This is a genomic window from Streptomyces sp. NPDC005955, from assembly GCF_042871255.1.
Lineage (GTDB): Bacteria > Actinomycetota > Actinomycetes > Streptomycetales > Streptomycetaceae > Streptomyces.
On record NZ_JBIAIF010000002.1, the window covers coordinates 695,477 to 722,469 of the forward strand.

Here is a 26,993-nt window from a genome sequence, read left to right on the forward strand (position 1 = left end):
GCGGGGTGTGCCGGGCGTGCGTGCGCGGGGGCCGGTGTGGGGGGCCGGTGCGCGGGGGCGGCCGGGTGAGGGAACCCGGCCGGCACTGAGGAGCGGCCGTCGGAACTACGCCTCCACCTTCACCAGTTCCTTCCCGTCCAGGGTCCGCACCTCGAAGTGGCTGATGTCCTCACGAGCCATCGCGGCGCCGCCGTGCACGTACAGCGGGTTGCGTGCCTCGCGGCGCTCGGCGCCGGCGATCCCGTACCCCCAGGTGGGCACCGACCAGGTGGTCACGGTCTCGCGTTCGCCGTTCTTGCCGACGGCGATCAGGCTGCACTTCTCCGGGCCCTTGACGTTCTTCAGCTCCAGCACGGTGTGGGTGCCCCACGCCTTGTGTTCCATCCCGACGGTGGCGGTGATCTCCGTCTTGGCGTCGGTCGCCACCACCTTCTCGTCCATGTGGTGGAAGAAGGCGTCCTCCGCGGGGCTCGTCGGGCTCGTTCCGTGGCCGGCGGCGGGCGGCGCGGCGTCCTGACCGCCGGTGGCCGCGACGACGGTCAGCGGCCCTCCGACGATCAGGGCCGCCGCGGCCGCCACCAAGTACAGTCCGCGGCGCTTCTTGCGGGTGCGCCGGGCCGCGACCTCGTCGACCAGCCGCTCCGCGAGCCGGGGGCTCGGCCGCGCGGTGAGCTGCCGGGCGACCGCCGGGCTGCCGGCCGGGAGCCCGGGGGCCGCCGGCAGATCGGCGAGGGCGGCCAACATGGGTTCCATGCCGGCCAGTTCGTCCAGTTGCCCGGCGCACCACTCGCAGCCGGCGAGATGGTTCTCGAAGGCGCTCGCCTCGTGCTCGTCCAGAATCCCCAGGGCGTAGGCGCCCACCGTCTCGTGGACGTCATTCGCCTCGTTCGGTGTCATGCCGTCACCCCCCGCTCCTCCAGTGCCAACTTCATCGAGCGAAGGGCGTAGAACACCCGTGAACGCACGGTCCCGCTGGGTATGCCGAGTGTCTGGGCCGCCTCGTTGACCGTGCGGCCCTTGAAATAGGTCTCGACGAGGACCTCCCGGTGAGCGGGCGTCAGGTCGTCGAGCGCGTCCGAAAGTGTCATCAGCCACAACGCCTTGTCGATCTCGTCCTCCGCGGGGATGACCTCCAGAGGTGACGGTTCGACCTCCTGCGGCCGGGCCTGCCGGCTGCGGTGGCCGTCAATCACGATACGTCGGGCCACCGTCACCAGCCAGGGGCGTACCGAACCCGTGGCCCGGCCCAGTTGGCCGGCGTTCTTCCACGCGCGGATGAGGGTTTCCTGGACCACGTCCTCCGCCCGCTGACGGTCTCCCGCGACCAGCCGCAGCACATAGGCGAGCAGGGGGCCGGCGTGCTCCCGGTACAGCGCGCGCATCAGCTCCTCGTCCGGTGCGGACTTGGGCTGGACCAATCGATGTCGGGCCCTTGGCGGGCGTTCATCGGCCACGGCTGAATCCTTGCGCACGCCTACCTCCGGTGTCCCCGGTTCGACCGGGCGGGGCCCGACCGCTCGCTTGCACCCCGGGATACGCGCAGGGTCGGGCGACCGTTCAACGGAGCTGCGAAGTGACCGCGTGGCAACGGGAGTTGTAGCGAAGGGCGCACGGTGGGTGAGGGTCGGAACGGGGCATGTCCGGTTATGCCGGAGCGTGGCGGGCAGCGGCCCGGTCAGGCCCGGGACACCTGGGCGCGGCGCCGGTGACGGGCCACCCGGGTGCGGTTGCCGCAGCGTTCGCTGGAGCACCAGCGGCGGCGGGCGCCGCGGGAGGTGTCGAGGTAGACCCGCGAGCAGTCGTCGGCCGCGCACTCGCGCAGTCGGGCCCGCGCCTCGGGGTCGGTCAGCAGGTCGATGACGTCGCGGGCGACGAGCGCGAGGAGCGCGGCACAGCCCGGGTCGGGGTGGAGGGCGCGGGTGAGGGTGCCGTCGTCGGTGCGCACGGCGCGCGGGGTGGGGGGCGCCGATCTGGCCAGGGCGTTGATCCGGGCGAGGGCGACGGGCAGCGCGGGGTCGGCCCGGGCGCCGGTGCGGGTCGCGAGTTCCGCCCGGACCAGGACCGTCACCTGGGTGCGGAGGTCACGGAACGCGGTGAGCCAACGGGTGGTCGCGGTGTGCAGCCCGGTGCCCGGCGGGACGAGACCCGTGTCGGCGCACCAGGCGCGCAGGGCGTCGAGCGTGTCCAGCCGGTCCCCGGGGTGTGCGGTGTCCAGCAGGTCGAGGCAGGGACGGCCGGCCGGGGAGGACGGCTCGGCGGATTCGGAGGGGAGCGGGGGCATGCGCGGTCACCGGCCCTTCACGGTGCCGTGGGCCAAGCGGTCGTCCCTACAGTGCCCGTCGGGGGGCGCCCGGGGAAGACCCCGCGCGGGAGCGCGGTGGTTTCGCGCGGGGTCGCCGTGCGGCGGGCCGGGCGGGGGCTGCCGTGTCGGGGCGGTTCGCCGTGCGGTTCGCCGTGCGGCGGGCCGGGCGGGGTGCTGGGCGGGGTGCCGCCCGGGTGCGCGGCGTCCGGCGTCCGGCGTCCGGGGCCACCGTGCCGGGGACCGGGCCGTCGCCGTCGCCGTAGCCATGGCCGTCGCCGTCGCCGTCGCCGTGGCCGTGGCCGCCGCCGTGGCTGTCGCCGTGGCCGCCGTATCGGCACCCGGGCCAGGGGGCCAGGTCATGGGCGCCGGCGCCCCGGGGCGGGTGATCGCGTGACGCACCGGACCGTGGGCACCGTCCGGGCACCGGAGCGGGGTCGCCGGCCCGCGACCGACCCCGGCGGGGCCACCGCACCAGCCACCGAAGCGGAAACGACCAGGTTGCCGACCAGAGGGTGGCCCGCCGCGGTCGACTGGACCGCAGGGCGGACCGAAACCGCGGCCACGCTCGCCGGCGCCCGAGGCGAACCCGCCACGCGTCTGACGGTCCTGAGCGGGGTCTCCGTGCCAGGGGCCAGGTCACGGGCTGAGGGCCGAGACGCCCGCGCCGACGCCCCGGGGCGGGTGACCGCGCGACACGCCGGACCGTAGGCACCGTCCGGGCACCGGAGCGGAAACGACCGGGTTGCCGACCGGGTGGCCCGCCGGCGAGCGGCCGAGCGGGACGCCCGCGGCGGTCCGGGGTGCGGGCCGCCGTACGGACGGTCCCGAACGGGTCGCCGTACGGACGGTGCGCGGGCCCCGCCCCGGACCGTGTGGTCAGGCGCGGCGGCGCGGGGAGCCCCGGCGCGGCGCGGTGGTCGGCCACAGCCGGGGTCGACGCCGTGCGGCGACGTCCTCCAACCAGCCCACGGAGAGGATCATCACGGCGATCAGCGGCCAGATCAGGACCAGCATCCAGAACTGGAAGGTGGCCGTGAGCACCCGCATCGAGCCCTCCGTCATGAACGGCAGGCCGTACAGCTCGGAGATCATCGGGATGGTGGCGACGATCAGGGCGTTGTGCCACAGGTAGATCGTCACGGCCCGGTTGTTGAACAGCGTGACGAGTTTGTCCCAGCGGGCGAAGCGGCCGGGCAACTGCTGCCAGGAGGGCGCGTAGACCAGCAGGATCGCCACCGCGCCGAACGACCAGGTGGCCTGGGCGAGCGGGATCTCGTTGAGGTCCATGCCGAACTTCGTCTGGTGGCCCGCGGCCCACCACAGGCCGAACGCCATGATGAACGCGGCGACCGAGATGGTGACGTAGCGCGGGAGCCGCCGCAGCACGCCCTCCTCGTGGGCGAAGCCGAGGGCCCAGCAGCCCGCGTAGACGGCGAAGCCCTCGATCGCGTAACCGGTCGAACCGGGGATCTCGACGAGGTCGGTGCCGACCACGGCGGTCAGCCCCAGGGGGGCGAGCATCGTGACCCAGGGGACCCGGCGGAACGCCCACAACAACAGCGGCGAGGCGACGACCAGCCACAGGTACGTGCGCAGGTACCACAGGGGCCCGGCGGCGTACATGGCCCACTCCGGGTCCAGCAGCCCGCCCTCGTGCCCGACGCTGAGCGGGTAGACGGGCGAACCGACGGGCAGCAGGTAGTTGAGGAGCTTGATCCAGCCCCAGTTGCCGGTCTGGTTGGGGTCGTTGCCCGGGTCCCAGCCGGCGAGGAACATCAACGGCACGACCGCCGCGCCGAACAGCCACAGCGGGGGCAGCAGCCGGCGGACCCGGCTCTTGATCACGCCCCAGGCGGGGCGCTTGAGGGAGCGGGCCATCAGGGCGCCGGCGAGCGCGAACATCACGCCCATGGAGGGGAAGACGATCGTCAGCCAGGCCCAGCCGTAGATGTGGTAGACGACCACGCGGACCAGGGCGAAGGTGCGCAGCAGGTCGAGGTACCGGTCACGGCCCGCGGCCCGCTTGGTGGACGGCTGCGGCGACTCCGGTGCCGGGGCCGGCGCGGCCGGGGCGGACTGGTGGGTGTCCCAGCCGGCGGTGACCCAGTCGGGCGTGCCGGCCCCGGGGCCCGGCCCGGGCCCCTGCGGTGGGTGCGTCATGCCACCGGCCTCCGGTCGCGCGCGCCGTCCGGCCGGGGCGCGCCGCCCGGGGCGGCGCCGACGACACCGGTGCGGCGCAGCTTCTGCCAGCGCAGTCGGCCGCCGGTCAGGGCGGTGATCCAGGACTGGAGCAGCACCACGTACATCAGTTGCCGGTACAGGATCTGTTGCAGCGGCAGCGAGATCAGGTGGACCATCTTCTCCCGGTCGAGCCGGAAGGCGTACGCGGCGCAGGCGGCCTGGATGGCGAGGACGCCCAGCCAGGCGACGACCGTCTTGCCGGTGGGCCCGAAGACGAGCCCGTACAGCAGGAACACGTCGATCAGCGGGGCGAGCAGCGGGCCGAGGACCATGAACAGGGAGACCAGCGGGAGTCCGACCCGGCCGAAGCGGCCGGAGGGGCCGCGCTCCACCAGGGCGCGCCGGTGCTTCCAGATGGCCTGCATGGTGCCGTACGACCAGCGGTAGCGCTGGGACCACAGCTGTTGCACCGACTCGGGTGCCTCGGTCCAGGCCCGGGCCCGCTCCGCGTAGACGACGTGCCAGCCGTCGCGGTGCATGGCCATGGTGATGTCGGTGTCCTCGGCGAGCGTGTCGTCGCTCATGCCGCCGACGCGTTCCAGCGCGGAGCGGCGGAACGCGCCGACCGCTCCGGGGATGGTCGGCATGCAGCGCAGCAGGTCGTACATGCGGCGGTCGAGGTTGAAGCCCATCACGTACTCGATGTGCTGCCAGGCGCCGATGAGGGAGTCCCGGTTGCCGACCTTGGCGTTGCCCGCGACGGCGCCCACCTTGGGGTCGCCGAAGGGCTGGACGAGTTCACGGACGGTGGACGGCTCGAAGACGGTGTCGCCGTCCATCATCACGATGAGGTCGAAGCGGGCGTTGGCGATGCCGCGGTTGAGGGCGGCGGGCTTGCCCGCGTTGAGTTGTCGCACCACGCGCACGTTGGGCAGCCGCATGTCCTCGACGATGCGGGCGGTGCCGTCGGAGGAACCGTCGTCGATCACCAGGATCTCGATCGGGTGGTCGCTGTCCATCAGGGACCGGACGGTGTTCTCGATGCACTTGGCCTCGTTGTACGCGGGCACCAGCACCGACACCGGTTCGGTGATCGTCGGACCCCAACGGAAGTTCCGGCGGCGGACCTTGCGGGCGTGCAGGAACGACAGCAGGAGCATCAGCCCGAAGCGGGTGATGACGAGGAACCCGATCACGGCGAGGCCGCCGGCGAGGATGCCGGTGAGGTGCTCGGCGGCCTGGACCAGGAAGATCCACGCCTTGCCCTTCCACAGGTCGAGACCGCTGACCGAGGTGTGCGCGCTCGGCATGTCGAGGGCTTCGGTGAGGTTGGTGAACTCGTAGCCCTTGGCCTTGAGGTCGGGCACCATCCGGTCGAGCGCGGCGACGGTCTGCGAGCGGTCGCCGCCGGAGTCGTGCATCAGGACGATGGCGCCCTTGCCCGGCTTGGGCACGGACCGGCGGATGATCTCGTCGACGCCGGGCCGCTTCCAGTCCTGGCTGTCGGTGTTGTTGACGACGGTCAGGTAGCCGTGCCCGCCGATGTACTTGGTGACCGGCCAGTTGCGGTTGTCGAAGGCGTGCGCGAACGACGAGTACGGGGGCCGGAACAGGGAGGTGCGGATGTCCGCGGCGCCGGCGAGGGCCAGCTGGTTCTGGGAGAGCTCCCAGTCGATGCGGCTGGTGGACTGGAGCGACAGGTCGGGGTGGTTGAAGGTGTGCAGCCCCACCTCGTGGCCCTCGTCGACCATCCGCTTGACCAGGCCCGGGTGGCGGGAGGCCATCGTCCCGGTCACGAAGAACACGCCGCGCGCGTCGTGCTTCTTCAGCGTGTCGAGGACCTTCGGGGTCCACTCGGGGTCGGGGCCGTCGTCGAAGGTGAGGACGATCCGGTCGTCCGGCACGCCGACGGTGTTGAGCTTGCCGCCCCGCACGTCGATCACCGGCTTGCCCTTGCGGATCGCGTCGGGGACCTGGTCGTTGTGGGTCGACGGGGCGATCCGGTGGTCCGCGAGGATCTCGCTGTGCACATAGCCGCGCAGCATGAGCATGGCCATCAGCGCCGCCAGGACCAGGCTGGGCAGCAGATAGCGCAGGGGAAGGCGGCGGCGCCGGGGAGAGGCCCGGCGACCGCGCTTGCGGGACTTCATGACCGAGCGTCCTCCGGGGCCGCGAGGGGCTGTCCGTCCTCGTCGTCATCAGGCGACTCTTCCGGTTCGCCGCTCGGTGAGGCCGGGGCGGACGCCGAGGCGGTGGGCGGGGCGGTGCCGTCGCCGGGACGGTCGGTCGCGTCCGGTTCGCGGACGCCACCGGTGATCGGCGGGCGGCTGATCCCGATCTCGGGGCGCACGGGCGCGCCGCTGCGGGTGCCCGTGGGCTCGGGGTCGGGGGCGTCTGCGGACGCCTCGGGGGTGGCGGTGCCGGGATCGGCGGCCGGTGCCTGCGTACGGCCGCCGGCGGACGGGCCGGGGTCGGCGGCGGGTGCCACGGATTCCGCGGTCGCCGAGGCGGAGGCGCTGGACGGCGCCGAGGCCGGGGCGGAGGGCTCGGCGGAGGCGGAGGGGTCCGGGGAGGTGTCGACCTTCCCGGCGGGCTCGGCCTGGGTGTCGGGCATGGGCAGCCAGGGGGCGCTCGAATTGCCGGAGACGACCGTCGCCACGATGACGCACGCGTAGACCGCGCAGCCGATGACGACGGCCATGCCTATCCTGCGGTACAGCCGGCTGCGCCGACCCGTCTCGTCCACGAACACCGGACCGTCCGGGGCCGCCGCCGCGTGGCGGGCCCGGGCGGTGGACTCGGATATGAGCTCCCCCAGCTCCTTGCCGACGCCGTCCATCTGGACCGTGACCTCGTTCGGATCATGCGTCTGCCCAGGTTGGGTGTGTTCTCGCCAATTTTCCATGCGCGCGCGCATCCCCCCACACGACCTTCGTGAGCGCGCCGGCGACGTCGAGCACACGTCGCTTCACCAGGCCCCCACCCGGTCCGAGCGCCCCCACTACCACGATTGCTCAGGCGACGAATGTAGCGCACGTGAGCGAAGGTGGAGGTTCCGAGCCAGAACGTGGACAACGCGGACCCCCGCTGCGAGCTGTCCGGAAACCGCTCTCGCACGGCACCGGGCGAACCGGGGACACCTGTTCGGGGCGCCCGACCATGGGTGCCCGGTCGGGGGGTGGCAGAGGAGCGCCCCTCCCGCTACCGACGGGTAGACCGGGGAAAAACAGAAGGGCCCCCGACCTGTTCTCACAGGTCGGGGGCCTTCTGGGGATGTGGAGATGGCGGGAATCGAACCCGCGTCCAACGGTGCAGAACCAGGGCTTCTCCGTGTGCAGTTCGCTACGATTTTCTCGGCCCCGGAGATCACGCGAACAAGTCTCCGACGGGCTCAGTCACTGTGAGATTTCCTCCTAGGCCCCGTGACCGAGTCTAGGAGTTTAGTTCCCTAGCTGATGCCAGGATCCGGGTCGGGAACACCCCCGGGCTGACACTTCACGCGTCGCTACTTAGGCAGCGAGGGCGAAGGAATCGCGCTTGGTTTCGGCGATTATTGGTTGCGACATATGGTTTACGAGATCATTGCCGCTTCCTCGACACGCTTCCCCTGCTTCGACAGCCGCTGTCGAAACCGATCATCCCCATGTGTTTTTTTCAAGGTCCACACCCCGCTCGCTCTCGCTTTGGGGTGCGATCACCATCGTACGGGAACAGCACCGCGCGGGGCCAGCGCATTCCCGCGGCGGGGTCGCCCGACGGCGTACGGGCCCGGCTCGGCCCAGCTCGGCCCGATGTACGGGCCCGGCCTCAGGCGCGCTGACGTCGGCGGGCCGCCGAGATCGCCCGGTCCGTCTCCCGGCGGTCCTGCTGCTCCCGTAGCGTCTGCCGCTTGTCGTACTCCTTCTTGCCGCGCGCCAACGCGATCTCGACCTTCGCCCGGCCGTCCTTGAAGTACAGGGCCAGCGGCACGATGGTGTGCCCGGTCTCCTGGGACTTGGCGACCAGCTTGTCGATCTCCGCGCGGTGCAGCAGCAGCTTGCGCTTGCGCTTGGCCGAGTGGTTCGTCCAGGTGCCCTGGTGGTACTCCGGTACGTGCACGTTGTGCAGCCACGCCTCGCCGTCGTCGAGCTGCACGAAGCCGTCGACCAGGGAGGCCCGCCCCTGGCGCAGCGACTTCACCTCGGTGCCCGTGAGGACCAGCCCGGCCTCGAAGGTGTCGAGCAGGAGGTAGTCGTGTCGCGCCTTCTTGTTCTGCGCGATCAGCTTGCGCCCTTTTTCCTTAGCCATAGTGCCGCCATTTTCGCACCACACGGGGGGTAGTCGGCCAGCGTATTTGTGGGGACCGCGCCGCGGTGGTCCCGGCGCACTACGGCTGGTCGCCCAGTCCGCTCAGGACGGTCTCGGCCTGCCGCTCCACGGGGTCGGGCCCGTCGCCCCCGGGACCCCGGTCGGTCGGGCCGGGCGCGGCGAGGTCGGCGGGAGGCGGCGGCGCCCCGGGCGCGGCGGCGTCGGCCTCCAGGTCCGGGGTGATGCCCTCGCCGTCGAGCGCGCGCCCCGAGGGGGTGCGGTAGTGCCCGACGGTGAGCTCGGCGACCGAACCGTCCGGCAGCGCACTGGGCAACTGGACCGAGCCCTTGCCGAAGGTCCGCGAGCCCACGACCACCGCACGTCCGCGGTCCTGGAGGGCGCCGGTCAGCAGTTCCGCCGCGCTCATCGTGCCCCCGTCGACCAGGGCGACCACCGGGTGCGCGGTGTCACCGCCGGGCCGTGCGTGCACGGCGTGCTGTTCACCCCGCACGTCGTAGGTGGCGACGAGTCCCCCGTCCAGGAACGCGGACGCCGCCTCGGCCGCCTCACTGACCAGCCCGCCGGAGTTGCCGCGCAGGTCGAGCAGGATGCCGGCGCCGGGCGGGGCGGCGCGCACCGCCGAGCGCACCTCCGCGCCGGAGCCCTGGGTGAACGCGGCGACCTTGATCAGCACCCGGGGGTCGAGGTCCGTGCCGCGACGCTCCACGGTCACCGGATCGGTGGTGAGGACCGCCCTGCGCAGGGTCTCGGTCCAGGTCCGCCCGCCGCGCTGGAGCCGCAGCCGCACCTCGGTGCCCGCGGCGGCCGGGCCGCCGTCCGCCGCGGGGGCGTCGCCGCGGAGCAGACCGATGACCTCGGTCACGGGGCGCCCGTCCACGCGCGTGCCGTCGATCTGCCGGACCAGGTCGCCCTCGCGCACCCCGGCCCGTCCGGCGGGGCCTTCGGGCCGCACCCGGGTCACCTCGATCAGTCCGCCCCCGGCGCGCCGCGCCCACAGCCCGACGCCGGTGTACTCGCCGTCCAGGGCCCGGGCGAACTCCGCGTACTCGCCCTCGGAGTAGACCGCGCCCCAGCGGTCCCCGCTCCGGCTGACCGCGCGTTCGGCGGCCTCCAGCGGGGACTTGCCGTCCAGCATGGCCGAGACGGCGGCGTCGGCGACTTCATCGGGCGCGACGGGCCGGTCGGGCGCGGGACCGGTGGGAACGCCCCGGGTCACCGGTCGGGCGGCGCTCTCCGCGGCGGGGCCGGTCCAAGAGCCGGCGGCGGCACCGGTGATGAGGACGCTGGTGAACACCAAGGTCAGAGCCGCCCCGCGGCGGACGCGGCGGGGATCCGAGAACAGGTCCGGGCCTGACATGCCGGTGAGTCTAGGACAACGTCGGGCACCGCACGGCGGGTTGGCCGGGCGGCGCCCGGGGCGAATCTCACACCGCGGGGTGCGGCCCGCCCATGGACGTGAGCCCGCGCCCGTGGCAGGGCGCGGCACGCACCCGCCGCTCGTTCCCCGCCGGGCGCGCCCCCGGCGGGGAGGCGGCCGTCAGACCTTCAGGTACTTGCGCAGCGCGACGAACGCCGCGAGCGCCGGCATCAGCACGCTGATCGCGAGGATCAACGGCAGCGTCTTCAGGACCGCGTCCCAGCCGATGAAGTTGATCAGGGTGAGCTTGTCGGCCAGCGCCAGCCCGTTGTCGATCATGAAGTAGCGGCCGGCCAGCAGGAATCCGCAGGCCACCCCACCGCCGATGAGACCGGCGACGGCGGCCTCCATGATGAACGGCGCCTGGATGTAGAAGCCGGAGGCACCGACGAGCCGCATGATGCCCGTCTCGCGCCGCCGGCTGAACGCCGACACGCGGACGGTGTTGACGATCAGCATCAGCGCCACCACCAGCATCAGCGCCATCACGGCGAGGGCCGCCTTGCGCATGCCGTCGAGGAGTTCGAAGAGGCTGTCCAGCGTCTCCTTCTGGTCCTCGACCGACTGGACGCCGTCCCGTCCGGAGATCGCGGTCGCCACGACCTGGTACTTCTCCGGGTCCTTCAGCTTGACCCGGTACGACTCCTGCATCTGGTCCGGGGTGAGCGACGCGGCCAGCGGGGAGTCCCCGAACTGCTCCTTGTAGTGCTTGTACGCCTCGTCGCTCGACTCGTAGAGGACCTTGTCGACGACCGACATCTTCTCCAGGTCGGCCTTGATCCGTTCCTTCTGCGCGCTGGTCACCGCGCCCTTGGCGCACGCGGGGTCGGACTCCGCGTCGTTCTTGTTGCACAGGTAGATCGAGACGTTGACCTTGTCGTACCAGTAGCCCTTCATGGAGCTGACCTGGTCCTGCATGAGCAGGGAGCCGCCGAACAGGGCGAGCGAGAGGGCCACCGAGACGACGACCGCGAAGGTCATCGTCAGATTGCGACGGAGACCGACGCCGATCTCCGACAGGACGAACTGGGCGCGCATCGCGTGCTTTCTGCCTTTCGGTACGTGATGTGTGTCGCGTACGTCGCGTACGTCGGGTCAGTGCTGGTAGCCGTAGACGCCGCGCGCCTGGTCGCGGACGAGACGGCCCTTCTCCAGCTCGATGACGCGCTTGCGCATCTGGTCCACGATGTTCTGGTCGTGGGTCGCCATCACGACGGTCGTCCCCGTGCGGTTGATCCGGTCCAACAACTTCATGATGCCGACCGAGGTCTGCGGGTCGAGGTTGCCGGTCGGCTCGTCCGCGATCAGCAACTTCGGCCGGTTGACGAACGCCCGGGCGATCGCGACGCGCTGCTGCTCACCGCCGGAGAGTTCGCCGGGCATCCGGTCCTGCTTCTCGCCGAGGCCGACGAGGTCCAACACCTGGGGCACCGACTTGCGGATCTCGCCCCGGGAACGGCCGATGACCTCCTGGGCGAAGGCCACGTTCTCGCCGACGGTCTTGTTCGGCAGCAACCGGAAGTCCTGGAAGACCGTGCCGAGCTGGCGGCGCATGTGCGGCACCTTCCAGTTGGACAGCCGGGCCAGGTCCTTGCCGAGGACGTGCACCTGGCCGTGGCTCGCCCGTTCCTCGCGCAGGATCAGCCGCAGGAAGGTGGACTTTCCGGAACCGGACGATCCCACGAGGAACACGAACTCACCACGCTCGACCTCCAGGGAGACGTCCCTAAGGGCCGGGCGGTTCTGCTTGGGGTAGCTCTTGGACACGTTGTCGAATCGGATCACGGGTGCACCACGGGTAGCCGGAGGTAGGTGTCCGTGACCATACGCGACTGCGGGGTACGAGCGCAGTCGGCGCCGCCCGTTCGCTCGCCCTTGCACGGGTTTGTCTGCACGGGTCCGTCGCTGATCGGGCCGGTCGACGACCACCCGTGCGAAGCCCGTTCCCGGCGGTGCCGGGCACCGCGGGGACACCGGGATGCGGGCGCCCGGGTCGGGCCGCGCCGAAATCCGCGGAAGCTGGCACAGTGGTAGGGGGAACGCTCGCGTTTCCCTGAGCGTTGCGCGGAGAGAAGGTCGTTGCGGCAGGCTCCGCCGCGCGGGAGGAGGAAGGGCATGACCTACGACCGATTGGTGTGCGCGAACTGCGCTGCCCCAGTCAGTGAGGGACGCTGCCCGGTCTGCCGTGCCAACCGGGAGCGCCTCCAGCAGAACGGCGGTCCCTGGTCCGGCATGAACCCCGCGGCCCTGATCGGCCTGCTGGCCGTGCTGGTGCTGGCGCTGGCCCTGCTGGCACGCCAGTCCATGTGACCCGACCCCGTCGGGTCGGCGCCCGATACGTACGGAGAGGGCCCGGAGCGTCGCTCCGGGCCCTCTCTGCGTCCTCGCGTGCCACCCGGCACCCCGGTCCGGACGGACCCGTGGGGTGGCTCAGGCGGGTGGCTCAGGCGGGGGTGGATCAGGCGGTGCGGCTGCCCGTCGCCAGTCGGGGCAGCAGTCGGAAGCCGATGCCGCCGGCGATCATCGTCGCGGCGCCGACCAGCAGGAACGTGGTCTCCATGGCGCCGGTCTCGGCCAGTTCGTCCTTGGCCTTGCCCTGCTCGGCCGGCTGGGAGCCGGTGTCGGTCAGGCTGTCCTTGCCCTGACCCTGCGGGAGCGGAGCGGAACCGCTGTCGGGGCTGGTGCCCTCGCCGCCGGTGCTGCCGCCGGTACCGCCGGTGCTGCCGCCGTCACCGCCGGTACCACCGTCGTCGTCGCCGCCGGTGCTACCGCTGGTGCCGGTGGTGCCACTGCCGGTGGTGCCGGTGCCCCCGGTGGCGGCACCACCGGCACTGGAACCGGAGCCGCCGTCAGTACCGCCGGAGTTCGCCCCGCCGCTGGTGGGGCCGCCCGTACCCGTGCTGCCGGTCGTACCCGTGCTGCCGGTCGTACCGGTGGAGCCGGTCGTCCCCGTGGTACCGGTGGTACCGGTCGTGCCAGTGGTTCCGGTGGTGCCGGTCGTCCCGGTGGTCCCGGTGGTCCCCGTCGTGCCAGTGGTCCCCGTGGTACCGGTCGTGCCGGTGGTCCCGGTGGTCCCCGTCGTGCCAGTGGTCCCCGTGGTACCGGTCGTGCCGGTGGTCCCCGTGGTACCGGTCGTGCCAGTGGTACCGGTCGTGCCGGTCGTGCCGTTGGTGGTGGAGCCGCCGTCCGTGGCGCCGCCGTCCGTGGCGCCACCGTCGGTCTCGCCGCCCGTGGCACCGTTCGTGGTGCCGCCCTCCGTGCCGGAGCCGCCGGTCGTGGGCGCCGTCGGGATGCCGGTGGGCTCGTCGCCCGGGGCGTCGGTGGTGACTACGCCGTTGCTGTTGAGCGCCTGGGCTGCGCCCGCCGCGGTCAGGGACGCCCCCGCCGCGATCAGCGCGCCGGCCGCGATCCGTGCGACACGGACCCGCGTCTTCTTGGTCATCTGGTTGCTACCCCCAGTAGCTCATCGTCAATGGAGCAGCGCCGGGGTCGCGGACACCAGGGGGAAGTACCGCACGTCGCTCTCGCGCGCCGCGCACCATCGCCCCGTTCACGCGCGCCCCAGAGATGCGCATGCCGCGCTCACCCTTCCCACTTTCGGTAAACGCGTCAAGGCCATTGCGCGCACGATGCCCGAAATAAGGGCAGTTGGGGGTGGCACGTTTATCCGACGGTGACGCAGAACACCGGTCTTCGCCACAACTGCCGCCCCGGAAATGGCAGTCGGGCCGGAACCACGGGCCTCCCGCCGGGTTCCGCCCGAGTACCGGTGGCACCTCCGAAAATCATCCGGAAGAGGTTCGCGGAACGACGGTCGGGGTTGTCATGTCGACATGTACGCAAGCCGTCATAGGGCTGCGATTACTTCTCCTGCTGCTTGCGCCAGCGAATTCCGGCTTCCAGGAATCCGTCGATCTCGCCGTCCAGCACCGCCTGCGGGTTGCCGACCTCGTGTTCCGTGCGGAGGTCCTTGACCATCTGGTACGGGTGCAGGACGTAGGAGCGCATCTGGTTGCCCCAGGAGTTGCCGCCGTCGCCCTTGAGGGCGTCCATCTTGGCCTGCTCCTCCTGGCGGCGGCGTTCGAGCAGCTTCGCCTGGAGGACGTTCATCGCGGTCGCCTTGTTCTGGATCTGCGAGCGCTCGTTCTGGCAGGAGACGACGATGCCGGTCGGCAGGTGCGTGATCCGGACCGCGGAGTCGGTGGTGTTGACGCCCTGACCACCGGGGCCCGAGGAGCGGTACACGTCGATGCGCAGCTCGGACTCGTCGATCTCGACGTGGTCCGACTGCTCGACCACGGGCAGCACCTCGACGCCCGCGAACGAGGTCTGGCGGCGGCCCTGGTTGTCGAAGGGCGAGATCCGCACCAGGCGGTGGGTGCCCTGCTCGACGGAGAGCGTGCCGTACGCGTACGGGGCCTGCACGGCGAAGGTGGTGGACTTGATGCCCGCCTCCTCCGCGTAGGAGGTCTCGTACACCTCGGCCTTGTAGCCGTGGCGCTCGGCCCACCGCAGGTACATGCGCTGGAGCTGCTCGGCGAAGTCCGCGGCGTCGACGCCACCGGCTTCGGCACGGATGTTGACCAGGGCCTCGCGGGAGTCGTACTCGCCGGAGAGGAGGGTGCGGACCTCCATCTCGTCCAGCGCCTTGCGGACGTTGGTCAGCTCGCCCTCGGCCTCGGTGCGGGTGTCCGCGTCGTCCTCGGCCTCGGCCAGCTCGAACAGGACGGCGAGGTCGTCGATCCGGCCGCGCAGCGTCTCCGCCTTGCGGACCTCCGCCTGGAGGTGCGAGAGCTTGCTGGTGATCTTCTGTGCCGCGTCCGGGTCGTCCCAGAGGGAGGGGGCCGCGGCCTGGTCCTCCAGCGCAGCGATGTCCGCCCTCATCGTGTCGAGGTCCAGGACGGCCTCGATCGACTCCATGGTCGAGGAGAGGGACTTGAGCTCTTCGGATACATCGACGACTGCCACGGCTCCAGCGTAACCGCTCTCGGCCGCTGGGCCCGCGTCCCTTCGGTACGGTCCCCTGCGGGGTGCGCTGTCCCGTGCGGGTGCGTGGTGGTTGCCCGCGCCGTTCCCCGCGCCCCCCGGCGTGCGCCTGCCTGCTGGTGCGGTTCCCTGCGGGTTGCGGGGGCGCCTCCCGGACGTACGTCGTCCCGTGCGGGTACGTGGTGGTTACTCGCGCCGTTCCCCGCGCCCCTGGCGGGGCGCACCTGATGTCCGGTGCCCCGATAGGGGCGCGGGGAACTGCGCAAACCCGCCGCGCACCCGCACCGGGCCCCGTACCCGCAGGGAAGCGCCCCGATAGGGGCGCGGGGAACTGCGCAAGACCACCGCGCACCCGCGCCGGGTCCCGTACCCGCGGGGAAGCGCACCGTAGGGGCGCGGGGAACTGCGCGAGTAATCGCCGCGCACCCGCACGGGAACAACGCACCGCGCAGCGGACCTGGGCGGAGGGCGTTACGGGGAGGTGGACGTGCCGGGGGGGCGGGAGGGGTCTTCGTCGGTGACCGCGTACGCCGCGACCCCGGCGACCGCGACGAGCACCGCGGCGACCACCCCGAGCGCGACCCTCCGCCGCCGAGCAACGACGGCCCGGTTCCGCGCGGACCCGGGCCTGGGCGCCCCCGCCGCCCGCGGCGCCCGCGCCGTCCCGTGCGCACCCCCGTCCAGCTCGTCCTGCTCGGGCACCCGCATGCTGGTGTGCGTGTCCCGGTTGGAGTCGGGCGCGGGCCCGGACACCAGGGGCACGGCTCCCCGTCGCACCGGCGGCTCCCCCTCCGGACCACCGGGCTCCGCCGGCTCCTCGGGCAGGGGCGCCTCCTGCTCGCCGGCCTCCGGCTCGTCCACGTCGAGCGGCGGCATGCCCGCGAGCAGGGGCAACTGCTCCCGGAGCCGTCCGCACAGCTCGGAGGCGCGCAGCCGGGAGGCGGGAGCCTTGGCCAGGCACTGGACGATCAGCTGCCACAGTTCGTCGGGGATGCCGGGCAGCGGCACGACGCGTTCGGTGACGTGCCGGCGCAGCACCGCACCGGGGTGCCCGCCGCCGAAGGGGGTGAAGCCGGCGAGGAGCTCGTACAGCACCGTGGCGAGGGCGTAGATGTCGACGGCGGCGCGCGGCGGCAGGCCCTCCACGATCTCGGGGGCGAGGTAGTCCGGCGTACCGATGATCTTCGTGGCCTTGGCGCGGCGGGGCGTGTCGATGAGTTTGGCCACACCGAAGTCGGTGAGCAGCGCCCGGTGACTGCCGCCGGGCCCGAGCGGGCCCTGCATGTCGAGCAGGACGTTCTCGGGCTTGACGTCACGGTGGACGACCCCGGCCGCGTGCGCCGCGGCGAGCCCGTCGGCGACGTCCGCGACGATCGCCACGGCCGCCTCGGGGGCGAGCCTGCGGTCCCGGTCGAGCCGGGAGCGCAGGTCGGTGCCGCGGACCAGGTCCATGACGAGCGCGAGGTCGTTGCCGTCCACGACGAGGTCACGGACGGCGACCACGTTGGGGTGGTGGAGGCCGAGCAGGGCGGTGCGCTCCTGGACGAAGCGGCCCACCAGCTCCTGATCGGCCGCGAGGTCCTCCCGCAGCAGTTTGATGGCGACGGGCCCTTGCGGACCTTCGCCCAGCCACACCGTGCCGGCGCTGCCGCGGCCCAGGATCTGGTTCGCGCTGTACCGGCTGCCGATCTTCCGTGCCAAGACTGCTCCTACGGACGCGTGTTGGCGACAAAGCTACGCGGCCGGGTCGGCGACCCCCACACCGCCGGGGCGAATCGCCCCCTGGGTGTCGACAAATCTCCTACCCGACCGCCTCCGGACGGGGCTCAGGCGCCGCTGCCCCCGCCTCCGAGGTCGCCGAGCCAACCGGCGACGTCGCCGGCCCAGCCGGTGACCTGACCCGCCCAGTCGCTCAGCTGCGCCCAGTAGCCCTTGCTGGTGCCGATCCACTCCTGGAGGGGGCTCAGCTCCCAGACCAGCCAGCCCGCCACGAACAGGATCAAGAAGGTGAACAGGCAGCCCTTGAGGCAGCCGAGCCCGGGGATGCGCATCGGATTGGCGCTGCGCTGCCGGGGCTCGCGCGGCGGACGCGGCTCGCGGGGGGCGGGCTCGCGCGGCGGGGCGTAGTGCTGGGGCTGCCGCTCGGGCACCGGCGCGGGTGCGTACCGCTGCGGCTGCTGCTGCGGGGGCGGCGCGTACTGCTGCGGCGGCGGGGCCTGGTGCTGCGGGGCCTGGTGCTGCGGCGCGTACCGCTGTTGGGGCTGCTGCTGGGGCGGCTGTTGCGGGGGCTGCTGCGGGCGCGGGGCGACCTGGCGCTGGGGGCGCCGGCGCAGCGGGTCCTCGTTCGGGTCGAGGTGGTGGATCTGCGTCTGCTCGTTGCGGTCGCGGGCGGCCCGCAGCTGGTTCTGCCAGGGGTGCGGGTCGTCGGGACCGCCCGGGGAGTGGCCGGGGACCGGCGGCAGCACGGCGGTGGGGTCGGCGGCGCCCTGCGGCGCGGTGTGCGGCAGGACCGCCGTCGGATCGGCCGCGCCGGGAGCGCCGCCCGGGACGGGCGGGAGGTAGCTGGTCGCCGCGTTCGGGTCGTGCGCGCCGAACGGGACGGCGCCCGGGGCTCCGGTGTGCGGCAGCACGGCCGTCGGATCGGCCGCGCCGGGCACCTCGGGGACGGCGGTGGGCGCCGGGTCGGGGGCGAGCAGGGCGCCCACCCCTTCGGCTGCGGCGATCTGCGCGGAGTTCGCGTGCACGCCGATGCCCTGGGCGACGGTGCGCAGCGCGCGGGCGAGGTTCTCGGCGCTGGGCCGCTGCTCGGGGCTCTTGCTGAGGCAGCGCTCTATCACCGTCCACAGCGGCTCGGGCACGTGGGACGGGCGGCGCGGCTCGGCGCTCAGGTGCTGGTGCAGCACTTCGAGGGCGGAGCCGCCGGAGAACGGGGGACGGCCGGTGACCAGCTCGTACAGCAGGATGCCGGCGCCGTAGATGTCGACGGCGCTGGTCTGCGGGCGGCCCTCCGCCGACTCGGGGGCGACGTACGCCGGGGTGCCGACGAACTCGTGGGTGCGGGTCAGGCCCGGCGAGTCGGCGAGTCGGGCGATGCCGAAGTCCGTGAGCAGCGGGTGCATCTCGCCGTTGTCCTGTCGCAGCAGGACGTTCGCGGGCTTGAGGTCGCGGTGGACGACGCCGTCCGCGTGGCTGGCGGCGAGCGCATCGGCGATCTGCGCGGTCAGCAGGGCGCCCGCGACCGGTGAGAACGGACCGTTCTCGCGCAGGTAGCGGTGCAGGTCGGGGCCCTCGACCAGGTCCATCACCAGGGCGAGCAGATCGCCCTCGACCACGAGGTCCCGCACCCGGACGATGTTGGGGTGGGTGAGTCGGAGCAGCACCGAGCGCTCGCGCAGGAACCGCATCACGATGTCGGAGTCGTTGGCCAGCTCCTCCTTGAGGACCTTGATGGCCACGGTCTCGCCGGGTTGACCGGGCACGGCCGCCTCGGCGCCCGCCGTCTCGCGCTGCTGCGCCCGCCAGACGGTGCCCGTGGCGCCCCGTCCGAGCGGTTCCTCCAGGAGGTACTTGCTTCCTACCGGCCGCACGTGATGCGCTCCCTGCTCGCTCGGGGCTTCCTCAGCCTTGCTCTGGGTCGGTCTCGTCGGTACTCGTCGCGTTCTCGTCGCACTGTGGTCGGGTGGCGGTCGGTCGTGATCGCGATGTGTTCGGGTCTAATCGGGTCGAGTCGGGTCGTACGGGTGCCGGGCTCGGGGCGGATCGGCTCCGCCCGGTGCCGGCCGGGTCGACCTGGTCGACCGGGTGTCGACCGGACCGCTTCGGACTACCCGCGCCCGCCCCGTGCCATTCGGACCGGTCCGCCCGCCCGGGGACCGGGGACCGCTGTTCCCGCCGCCCGCGCCCGGCTCCGTGCGGGGCCGTGGCGGGTGCCGGGGCACCGAATGTTCCGCCCCACTCTAGTGCCGCCCGCCGTACCCGCCCGGTTTCCCGACCCCCGGGTTCGTCCCGCCGTAAGACGTCCGCCCGGGCCCGGTGGTTGCCGACGACGGTCCCGAGTGGGGGACGACCGGAAGACAAAGGGAACGCAAGGGACCACGGACGGCACCGAACAGGCACTTTTACGCGCAGAGCAAGCCAATCAAGATCACGAACCGATGGCGGCCGGGCGTGTTGTCGGTGGCAGGTGCGAGGATGCCCCCGTATTCGGTCTACGTGCCCGGAGTGCGGTGGGGGGAATCACAGCACGCCCCCGGACGATCCGTGCTGGGCGCATCCGCAGAAGGGACCGCTGACGGCGATGCAGATCCGGTTGACCGTCCTCGGGCCGCGCCCCGAAGCTCCGGGGCGCGCGACGGCGCGGGACGTCCTGGTCACCGCGCCCGGGGGCACCCCGCTGGCCGCGGTGGTCTCCGGGCTCGCCTCGGCCGTGGCGGGCGGCGAGGGGCCGACCGCCGTGTACGCGGGCGCGGACCGCCTCGACCCGCAGCGCGCCGTGCTCGGTGAGCCGCCGCTCGTCGACGGGGCGGTGCTCTCGCTCGGCGCCCCCACGGACCCCGGCCCCGACCCCACCGGCGCGGTCACCCAGCTCCAGGTCGTGGGCGGACCCGACGCGGGCGGAGTGCACCTGCTGCACGGCGGCCCCGTCCGGATCGGGCGCTCCGCCGACGCGGAGGTCCCGCTCGACGACCCGGACGTCTCCCGGCTGCACTGTGCGGTGACGCTCACCGAGGACGGCCGGGTCACCGTCGCGGACCTCGGTTCCACCAACGGCACCCGGCTGTACGGCGCCGCAATCGGGAAGCGGCCCGTCCCGTTGGAGCCGGGGGCCCTGTTGCGGCTCGGCGAGTCCACGCTCCGGCTGGCCGACCCCCGGGAACTGCCCGGCCCGGTGCCCACCGACCCGGACGGCGAGGGCTTCGTCCGGGTGGGCGTCGACGCTCCGGAGCCAACCGGGTCCGACCCCGTACCGCCGCGGACCCCACGGACCGCGATCCCGACGGCGAACGGGACCACCGGGCACGCGTACGGGTCCGCCGACTGGGTCGCCCCGGGCGCGGCGCCCCACCACGCGCCCGGCGCGGGGGCGCAGGACACGCACGCCGGGAACCACGGCGTCCTGGGCACACCGGGCTCCGCGGACGAACGGGCCGCCGTCCACGAACGGGTCTCCGCGGACGGTCGGGGCTCCGCATACGAACGGGCCGACGAGGACGTGCACGGCACCGGGTCGACCCGCGCGGGAGCCCGCCGCCGGGGCGGGCTGACCGCCTGGGCGCGCAGGCTCCGGGGCGAACGCGGCCCGGACCACGACCACGCTCACGACGACCCCCGGCCCGAGCCCGTCGGGACGGACGGCCCGCACGCACCGGACGAGCACACCGGGTACGCGGAGGGCCCCTTCACCGCCGACCCCGCGGCCGCCCCCGAACTGTGGCCCGACCCCGCCGCGCTGCTGCTCACCGCGCTCGGTCCCGGCCCCCGGCTGTGGGAACGCGGCCACGACCACCCCGAAGCGCTGACGGTACGGCTCGGCACCACGGACCGGCCCGCTCCGGGCGGCCCGGGCGTGCTGGCGGGCGTCCCGGTGACGGTCGGTCTGCGCGAGGCCGGCGCCCTGGGCCTCGCGGGGCCCCGCCCCCGGCTGGTCGGGGTCGCCCGGTCGGTGGTGGCGCAGCTCGCCGCCCTGCACGCACCGGAGTCGCTGGAGATCGTGCTGCTCAGTGCGGACCGCACCCGTCCGGTCGCCGAACGGGTCGCCGAGTGGGGCTGGCTCGGCTGGCTCCCGCACACCCGCCCCGGCCGCGGCCAGGACTGCCGACTGCTCCTCGCCTACGACACGGACCAGGCCGCCGCGCGGACCGCGGAACTCGACCGGGTGCTCGCGGAACACGGCGACGGTCCGACCGGGGACCCCGACGCCCGTGCGGCGGCGGACGGAACGCTCACCGTGCTCGTCGTGGACGGCGATCCGGGAACCCCGGCCCTGCGGGACGCGGTGGCGCGGCTCTGCGCGTTCGGGCCCGCGGCCGGCGTCCACGTGGTGTGCCTGGCGGAGAGCGCCGCGCTTCCGAGCAGCGCCGACGCGGCGACCGCCGGCACCGGCATCCACGAGGGGTACGGGGCGGCCTGCGCGGTCCTGCCCCCGCTCCGGGAGTGCGGGGCCGTCGCCCTGCTCGGCGGGGACGTGGCGACCGAGGTCCGACTGGTGCGCATCGCCGGCGGGGCCGTCGCCGGCGAGGGCACCGAAGCCGCGGTGGACGCGGTGTCGGGGGCGTGGGCCGAACGGTTCGCGCGGGCCCTGGCGCCGCTGCGCGCGGAGGGCGGCGTCCGGACCTCGCGGGCCGCGGTGCCCCTGCCCAGGACCGCGCGGCTCCTCGACGAGCTGGGCCTCGCCCGGGCCACCCCCGCGTCGCTGCTCGCCCGCTGGGCTGACGCGTTCGACGACCCGCAGGCGGCGGGCGGGCGGGCCCGGGTGGTGCTCGGCGCGGGGCCCCGCGGGCCCGTGGGCGTCGACCTCGTCCGGGAGGGCACCCACCTGCTGGTGGAGGGCCCGGCGGGCAGCGGGCGCACCGAACTGCTGCGGGCCGTCACCGCGTCGCTCGCGGCGGCCGAGCGGCCCGACCGGCTCTCGGTGATCCTGGTCGACGGCCGGGACACCACCGGGGGACCCGGTGCGCAGCCCGCGGGCGCCGGGGGCGGGCTCACCGTGTGCGGGGAGCTGCCGCACGTCACCACGCACCTGGCGGCCAACGACCCCGTACGCATGCGGGAGTTCGCCCAGGCACTCAGTGCGGAACTCAAGCGGCGGGCCGAACTGCTCGGGCTCCTCGACTTCGGACGGTGGCACGGCAGCGAGCAGCCGGCCGGGCGGGTCGTCGCCCAGCGGGGCCCCTCCTTCGGCTCCCGGGTCTCCGGCGCGCGTCCCGCCGCGGACGGTGCGGGGGACCTCGATCCGCCGCCCAGTTCCACCCTGCGCCTGCGGCCCGCCGGGGCCCGGACCGCGCCCGCGCCGGCGCTGCCGCGCCTGGTGGTGGTCGTCGACGACCTCGACGCCCTGCTCTCGCCCGCGCTGGGTTCCACGGGGCGTCCGTCGGCCGGGTCCGTGGTGCGGGCGCTGGAGGCGGTCGCCCGGGAGGGCGAACGCCTGGGCGTGCACCTGGTGGCGGGCGCGGTGGGCGGGGCGCGGGTCGACGCGAGCGAGGTGGCTCGGCGGGCCGGGGCCCGGGTCTCGCTGGACGCGGTGCGGGGCGGGCCCGAGGAGCCCGGTCCCGGGCGGGGGACCCTGCGGGGCGGGGACGGGCGGGTCACCGAGTTCCAGGGGGGACGGGTCACCGGGCGTATACCGCGGACGGCGACGCTGCGGCCCACCGTCGTGGTGGTGGAGTGGGAGCGGATGGGGGATCCGCCCGCTCGGCGGTCGGTACGGGAGTTGGGGAACGGGCCGACGGATCTGGCCTTGCTGGCCAGTGCGGTGGAGCGGGCCGCTCGGTCCGTCTCGGCGATGACGGTTCCGTCCTTGCTCTAGGCATGACGGGGCCTGTCCGCCGGTCCCCTGCGGGGTGCGTTGTTCCGTGCGGGTGCGCGGTGGTTGCCCGCGCCGTTCCCCGCGCCCCTGACGGGGCGCTCCTGGCGGGTGCGTTGCTACCTGCGGGTCCCGGGTGGCGCCTCCCGGAGGTACGCCGTCCCGCGCGGGTGCGCGGTGGTTGCCCGCGCCGTTCCCCGCGCCCCTGACGGGGCGCTCCTGGCGGGCGGGCAGCACGGAACAACGGACCTGCTCATGGACGCGCCCGATCAGGGGCGCGGGGAACTGCGCAAACCAACAGCGCACCCGCACGTGGACGCACCTGAAAGGGGCGCGGGGAACTGCGCGAACCCACCGCGCACCCGCACCGGAGCAGCGCACCCGCAGGGGAACGCACCGAAAGGGGCGCGGGGAACTGCGCGGGTGACCACCGCGCACCCGCAGGGAACCGTACGCGCACCCCGCACCCCGCGGACTTCGCGGACTTCGCGGGAAGTCACGAGGGCGTCACGATCGGTGAGTTGGGACGCCGACCACCCTTGTCGGAACAAACCACCCGGGCGTACACCAGACCCCACGGGACAACGTCCGCACGCGCGACGAGCACGTCAAGTCAAGAGGACGGGGCAGTGATGCGCAGCACGAGTCGACGAGGGATCAGGACGACCGGGGGCCGCACGACCCGGCTCACCGCCGTGGCCGTGGTCGGAGCCCTGGCACTGGGGTTGACCGCATGTGGCGACGACGGCGACGGCAAGGGGGGCGGCGCCAGCACCGCTCCGGACGGGGCGACCCTGAAGCTGCCGAAGCTCGACGGCGAGAAGCTGGAGGTCGCGGCCGTGTGGACGGGACCGGAGCAGGAGAACTTCAAGAAGGTGCTGGCCGAGTTCGAGGAGCGGACCGGCGCCGAGGTGACGTTCGTACCGGCGCAGGACCCGATCATCAACTTCCTGGGTTCGAAGATCGCCGGCGGCGCCCCGCCGGACGTGGCGATGCTCCCCCAGGTCGGCGCGGTGAAGCAGGCCGTGGACAACAAGTGGGCGAAGCCGGTGGGCGCCGCGGCGAAGGAGCAGTTGGCGAAGAACTTCGCCCGGGGCTGGCGGGACCTCGCAGCGGTGGACGGCGAGCAGTACGGCGTGTACTTCAAGGCGGCCAACAAGTCGCTGGTCTGGTACAACACCATCGTCTTCGAGAACGCGGGCGCGAAGGAGCCGAAGACCTGGGCCCAGTTCCTGGAGACCGTGCGGACGGTGTACGACTCCGGGGTGACCCCGGTGTCGGTCGGCGGCGCGGACGGCTGGGTGCTCACCGACTGGTTCGAGAACGTGTACCTGTCGCAGGCGGGTCCGGAGAAGTACGACCGGCTCGCGAAGCACGAGATCAAGTGGACGGACCCGTCCGTGAAGGAGGCCCTGACCACCCTGGCGCAGTTGTTCGGCGAGGAGGACTACCTCGCGGGCGGCGCGGACGGGGCGCTCCAGACGGAGTTCCCGCGGTCGGTGGAGCAGACGTTCACGGGCGGCGACCAGCCGAAGGCGGGCATGGTCTTCGAGGGCGACTTCGTGGGCGTCAACATCGCCCAGGCGAAGGCAGAGGTCGGCAAGGACGCGAAGGTGTTCCCGTTCCCGGCGGTCGGCGCCGAAGCGCCGGTGGTCAGCGGGGGTGACGCCGCGGTCCTGCTGAAGGAGTCGGAGGCGGGCCAGGCGCTGTTGACGTTCCTCGCGTCCCCGGACGCGGCGGAGGTCTGGGCGAAGGAGGGCGGTTTCCTGTCGCCGAACAAGAACCTCGACCCGTCGACGTACCCGAACGAGGTGCAGCGCAACATCGCGAAGGCGCTGGTCGGCGCGGGGGACGACTTCCGGTTCGACCTGTCGGACCAGGCGCCGCAGGCGTTCGGCGGCACCCCCGGCAAGGGCATGTGGAAGGACCTCCAGGACTTCCTGAAGAACCCGAAGGACGTGGCCGGGGCCCAGCGGAAGCTGGAGGCCAACGCGGCCAAGGCGTACAAGGGTTGATCCGGCGATGACGTCGGTTACGACGGGCGGCTCCGGCGCCGGGCCGGTGCCCGCCCGGCGCCCGCGGCGCGGCAGCGTGACGGGGACCCGCACGACGGTGGCGGCGCTGTTCCTGCTGCCCGCCGCGGTGCTGCTCGGCGCGCTCGTGGTCTACCCGATCGGGTATTCGCTGGTCCGCAGTTTCGTCAGCGACACCGGTGGCGGTTTCGCCGGGTTCGACAACTACCGGGAGCTGTTCACGGACGACGGCATCCGGACGGCGTTCCGCAACAACGTGGTCTGGATCGTGCTCGCGCCGACGGTCGCCACGGCGCTGGGCCTGGTCTTCGCGGTGCTCACCGAACGGGTGCGCTGGAGCACGGCGTTCAAGCTGGTCATCTTCATGCCGATGGCGATCTCGATGCTGGCGGCGGGCATCATCTTCCGGCTGGTGTACGACCAGGACCCGGACCGGGGGGTCGCCAACGCGGTGTGGGTGGGGGTGCACGACACGTTCGCCGAGTCGTCGGCGTTCCCGAAGGCGCACCCGGGCCGGGATTCGCCGCTCGGCGAGGCCGGCGGCGGGGCGTTCGTCACCGGGGAGCCGGTGCGGGCCGGTGTGCCGGTGGTCCTGCCGTTGGTGGGGGTGGCGCCGGACCGGATGCCGGACGGTGCCGAGCAGGCGCGGGCCGCCGAGGCCGATCCGGGGAAGGTCACCGGAACGACCTGGCAGGACTTCACCCGGGGCAAGGGGGTGGGCACCCTCGCCGGGGTCGACGCCGGGGAGTTCGGCTACCCGGGGATGCGGATCGAGGCGGTGAAGGACGGTGAGGTGGTCGCCCGGACGCGGGCGGCGGCCGACGGGACGTTCACCCTGCCGCAGGCCGCGGACGGCGCCCTCCTGCGGTTGCCGGCCGCCAACTTCGCGGAGCCGTACCGCGGGGTGGACTGGCTGGGACCGGGGTTGGTGACCCCGGCGATCATCGTGTCGTACGTCTGGATGTGGGCGGGCTTCGCGATGGTGCTGATCGCGGCGGGGCTGGCGAGCGTGCCCCGGGAGCTGTTGGAGGCGGCCCGGGTCGACGGGGCGACGGAGTGGCAGGTGTTCCGTCGGATCACGGTGCCGCTGCTGGCTCCGGTGCTGGCGGTCGTCCTGGTGACCTTGATGATCAATGTGTTGAAGATCTTCGACCTGGTCTACATCATCGCCCCCGGTTCCTCGCAGGACGATGCGAACGTCCTGGCGCTCCAGCTGTACCGGTCGGCGTTCAGCGACGGCAGACCCGGGGTGTCGAGCGCGATCTCGGTGCTGTTGTTGTTGCTGGTGGTCCCGGTGGTGGTCTTCAACATCCGGCGGCTGCGGCGGGAGGGCGGGCGATGAGCACGCACGGTACGACGGCCGCCCCGGCGGCGCGGAAGCGGACCCCGGTGGCGACCCGGCTGGCGCGGGCCGCGAGCGGCGGGCTGGTACGGGTGTTCCTGCTGGTGGTGGCGGTGTTCTGGCTGGTGCCCACGGCGGGTCTGCTGCTGTCCTCGCTGCGCGAACCGGAGGACCTCGCGGAGAGCGGGTGGTGGACGGTCCTCACCGAGCCGGCGCAGCTGACCGTCGACAGCTACTCCCGGCTGCTCGACAACGCCTCGATCACCGAGTCCCTGTGGAACACGGTGCTGATCGCCGTGCCCACGACGGTGCTGGTCGTGGTGATCGGGTCGCTGGCCGGGTACGCCTTCGCCTGGTTGGAGTTCCCGGGGCGGGACTGGTGGTTCCTCGGGGTGGTCGGGCTGTTGGTGGTGCCGGTGCAGGTGGCGCTGTTGCCGATCGCCCGGCTGTTCGGGGACGTCGGGCTGTTCGGTTCGGTCGCCGGGGTGGTGCTGTTCCACGTGGGGTTCGGGCTGCCGTTCGCGGTGTTCCTGCTGCGGAACTTCTTCGCGGAGATCCCGCGGGAGCTGCTGGAGGCGGCGCGCCTGGACGGTGCCGGTGAGCTGCGGCTGTTCACCCGGGTGGTGATGCCGCTCGGCGGACCCGCGATCGCGAGCCTCGGGATCTTCCAGTTCCTGTGGGTGTGGAACGACATGCTGGTCGCGCTGATCTTCACGGACGCCTCCAACCAGCCGATCACGGTCGCGCTCCAGACCCAGGTGCGGCAGTTCGGCAACAACGTCGACGTCCTGGCGCCCGGGGCGTTCATCTCGATGGTGATCCCGCTGGCCGTCTTCTTCGCCTTCCAGCGGCAGTTCGTCTCGGGGGTGATGGCGGGGGCGGTGAAGTAGCGGTCCGTCGGG

Annotated in this window: 19 protein-coding genes and 1 other RNA gene; 5 read left to right on the top strand and 15 right to left on the bottom strand. The window is 73.1% G+C overall.

Going from position 1 to position 26,993, the window contains the following annotated elements:
• Positions 1-105: 105 nt before the first annotated feature.
• From ACFYOU_RS08360 to ftsE, 11 genes are all read right to left on the bottom strand, one after another.
• Entirely contained in the window at positions 106-897 is a 792-nt protein-coding gene (locus ACFYOU_RS08360) for a zf-HC2 domain-containing protein (RefSeq protein ID WP_391304169.1), read from the bottom strand.
• Positions 894-1,472: a sigma-70 family RNA polymerase sigma factor gene (locus tag ACFYOU_RS08365; RefSeq protein WP_389762285.1), complete on the bottom strand. Its 579-nt coding sequence runs from the start codon at positions 1,470-1,472 to the stop codon at positions 894-896. The genes ACFYOU_RS08360 and ACFYOU_RS08365 overlap by 4 nt, the downstream gene beginning before the upstream one ends.
• A gap of 203 nt (positions 1,473-1,675) precedes the next feature.
• A complete protein-coding gene (locus ACFYOU_RS08370; protein ID WP_389762283.1) occupies positions 1,676-2,281 on the bottom strand; it encodes a CGNR zinc finger domain-containing protein in 606 nt (201 codons plus the stop codon).
• Between the two features lie 897 nt (positions 2,282-3,178).
• On the bottom strand, positions 3,179-4,462 hold the full coding sequence (locus tag ACFYOU_RS08375; protein ID WP_391304170.1) for an acyltransferase family protein: 1,284 nt from the start codon (positions 4,460-4,462) through the stop codon (positions 3,179-3,181).
• Positions 4,459-6,633 (bottom strand): glycosyltransferase, encoded by a 2,175-nt coding sequence (locus tag ACFYOU_RS08380; RefSeq protein ID WP_391304171.1) that lies wholly within the window; start codon positions 6,631-6,633, stop codon positions 4,459-4,461. The genes ACFYOU_RS08375 and ACFYOU_RS08380 overlap by 4 nt, the downstream gene beginning before the upstream one ends.
• Positions 6,630-7,388 carry a hypothetical protein gene (locus tag ACFYOU_RS08385; RefSeq protein ID WP_391304172.1) on the bottom strand — a complete coding sequence of 253 codons (759 nt, stop codon included), beginning with the start codon at positions 7,386-7,388 and terminating at the stop codon, positions 6,630-6,632. The genes ACFYOU_RS08380 and ACFYOU_RS08385 overlap by 4 nt, the downstream gene beginning before the upstream one ends.
• Positions 7,389-7,756: 368 nt before the next feature.
• Positions 7,757-8,126: a transfer-messenger RNA gene (gene ssrA / locus ACFYOU_RS08390) on the bottom strand.
• A 164-nt stretch (positions 8,127-8,290) separates the two neighbouring features.
• Positions 8,291-8,770, bottom strand: coding sequence for an SsrA-binding protein SmpB (gene smpB, locus ACFYOU_RS08395; protein WP_387007649.1), 480 nt, complete (start codon positions 8,768-8,770; stop codon positions 8,291-8,293).
• A gap of 79 nt (positions 8,771-8,849) precedes the next feature.
• Positions 8,850-10,148, bottom strand: a complete 1,299-nt coding sequence (locus ACFYOU_RS08400) for a S41 family peptidase (protein WP_391304173.1) — start codon at positions 10,146-10,148, stop codon at positions 8,850-8,852.
• A gap of 180 nt (positions 10,149-10,328) precedes the next feature.
• Positions 10,329-11,246, bottom strand: a complete 918-nt coding sequence (gene ftsX / locus ACFYOU_RS08405) for a permease-like cell division protein FtsX (protein ID WP_385486841.1) — start codon at positions 11,244-11,246, stop codon at positions 10,329-10,331.
• A 57-nt stretch (positions 11,247-11,303) separates the two neighbouring features.
• Positions 11,304-11,993, bottom strand: a complete 690-nt coding sequence (gene ftsE / locus ACFYOU_RS08410) for a cell division ATP-binding protein FtsE (protein WP_385486839.1) — start codon at positions 11,991-11,993, stop codon at positions 11,304-11,306.
• Between the two features lie 330 nt (positions 11,994-12,323).
• Between ftsE and ACFYOU_RS08415 the strand changes: the two genes are divergently transcribed.
• A complete protein-coding gene (locus ACFYOU_RS08415; protein WP_389762273.1) occupies positions 12,324-12,518 on the top strand; it encodes a hypothetical protein in 195 nt (64 codons plus the stop codon).
• A gap of 148 nt (positions 12,519-12,666) precedes the next feature.
• Here the strand turns inward: ACFYOU_RS08415 and ACFYOU_RS08420 are convergent, their stop codons facing one another.
• From ACFYOU_RS08420 to ACFYOU_RS08435, 4 genes are all read right to left on the bottom strand, one after another.
• Positions 12,667-13,650 (bottom strand): hypothetical protein, encoded by a 984-nt coding sequence (locus ACFYOU_RS08420; RefSeq protein WP_391304174.1) that lies wholly within the window; start codon positions 13,648-13,650, stop codon positions 12,667-12,669.
• A 419-nt stretch (positions 13,651-14,069) separates the two neighbouring features.
• On the bottom strand, positions 14,070-15,176 hold the full coding sequence (prfB, locus tag ACFYOU_RS08425; protein ID WP_389762268.1) for a peptide chain release factor 2: 1,107 nt from the start codon (positions 15,174-15,176) through the stop codon (positions 14,070-14,072).
• 489 nt (positions 15,177-15,665) lie between these two features.
• Positions 15,666-16,895, bottom strand: a complete 1,230-nt coding sequence (locus ACFYOU_RS08430; RefSeq protein ID WP_391304175.1) for a protein kinase — start codon at positions 16,893-16,895, stop codon at positions 15,666-15,668.
• A gap of 125 nt (positions 16,896-17,020) precedes the next feature.
• The gene (locus ACFYOU_RS08435; protein ID WP_391304176.1) at positions 17,021-18,781 is read right to left on the bottom strand and encodes a protein kinase; all 1,761 of its coding nucleotides are present in this window, start codon (positions 18,779-18,781) and stop codon (positions 17,021-17,023) included.
• Positions 18,782-19,491: 710 nt separating this feature from the next.
• Between ACFYOU_RS08435 and ACFYOU_RS08440 the strand changes: the two genes are divergently transcribed.
• The 4 genes from ACFYOU_RS08440 (at position 19,492) to ACFYOU_RS08455 (ending at position 26,981) form a co-directional block, all read left to right on the top strand.
• Positions 19,492-22,719 (top strand): FHA domain-containing protein, encoded by a 3,228-nt coding sequence (locus ACFYOU_RS08440; protein ID WP_391304177.1) that lies wholly within the window; start codon positions 19,492-19,494, stop codon positions 22,717-22,719.
• A 629-nt stretch (positions 22,720-23,348) separates the two neighbouring features.
• Positions 23,349-24,731 (top strand): extracellular solute-binding protein, encoded by a 1,383-nt coding sequence (locus ACFYOU_RS08445; protein WP_391304178.1) that lies wholly within the window; start codon positions 23,349-23,351, stop codon positions 24,729-24,731.
• Positions 24,732-24,807: 76 nt separating this feature from the next.
• A complete protein-coding gene (locus tag ACFYOU_RS08450; protein WP_391304233.1) occupies positions 24,808-26,091 on the top strand; it encodes an ABC transporter permease subunit in 1,284 nt (427 codons plus the stop codon).
• Positions 26,088-26,981: a carbohydrate ABC transporter permease gene (locus tag ACFYOU_RS08455; RefSeq protein WP_387007671.1), complete on the top strand. Its 894-nt coding sequence runs from the start codon at positions 26,088-26,090 to the stop codon at positions 26,979-26,981. Before ACFYOU_RS08450 ends, ACFYOU_RS08455 begins: the two co-directional genes overlap by 4 nt.
• Positions 26,982-26,993 lie beyond the last annotated feature (12 nt).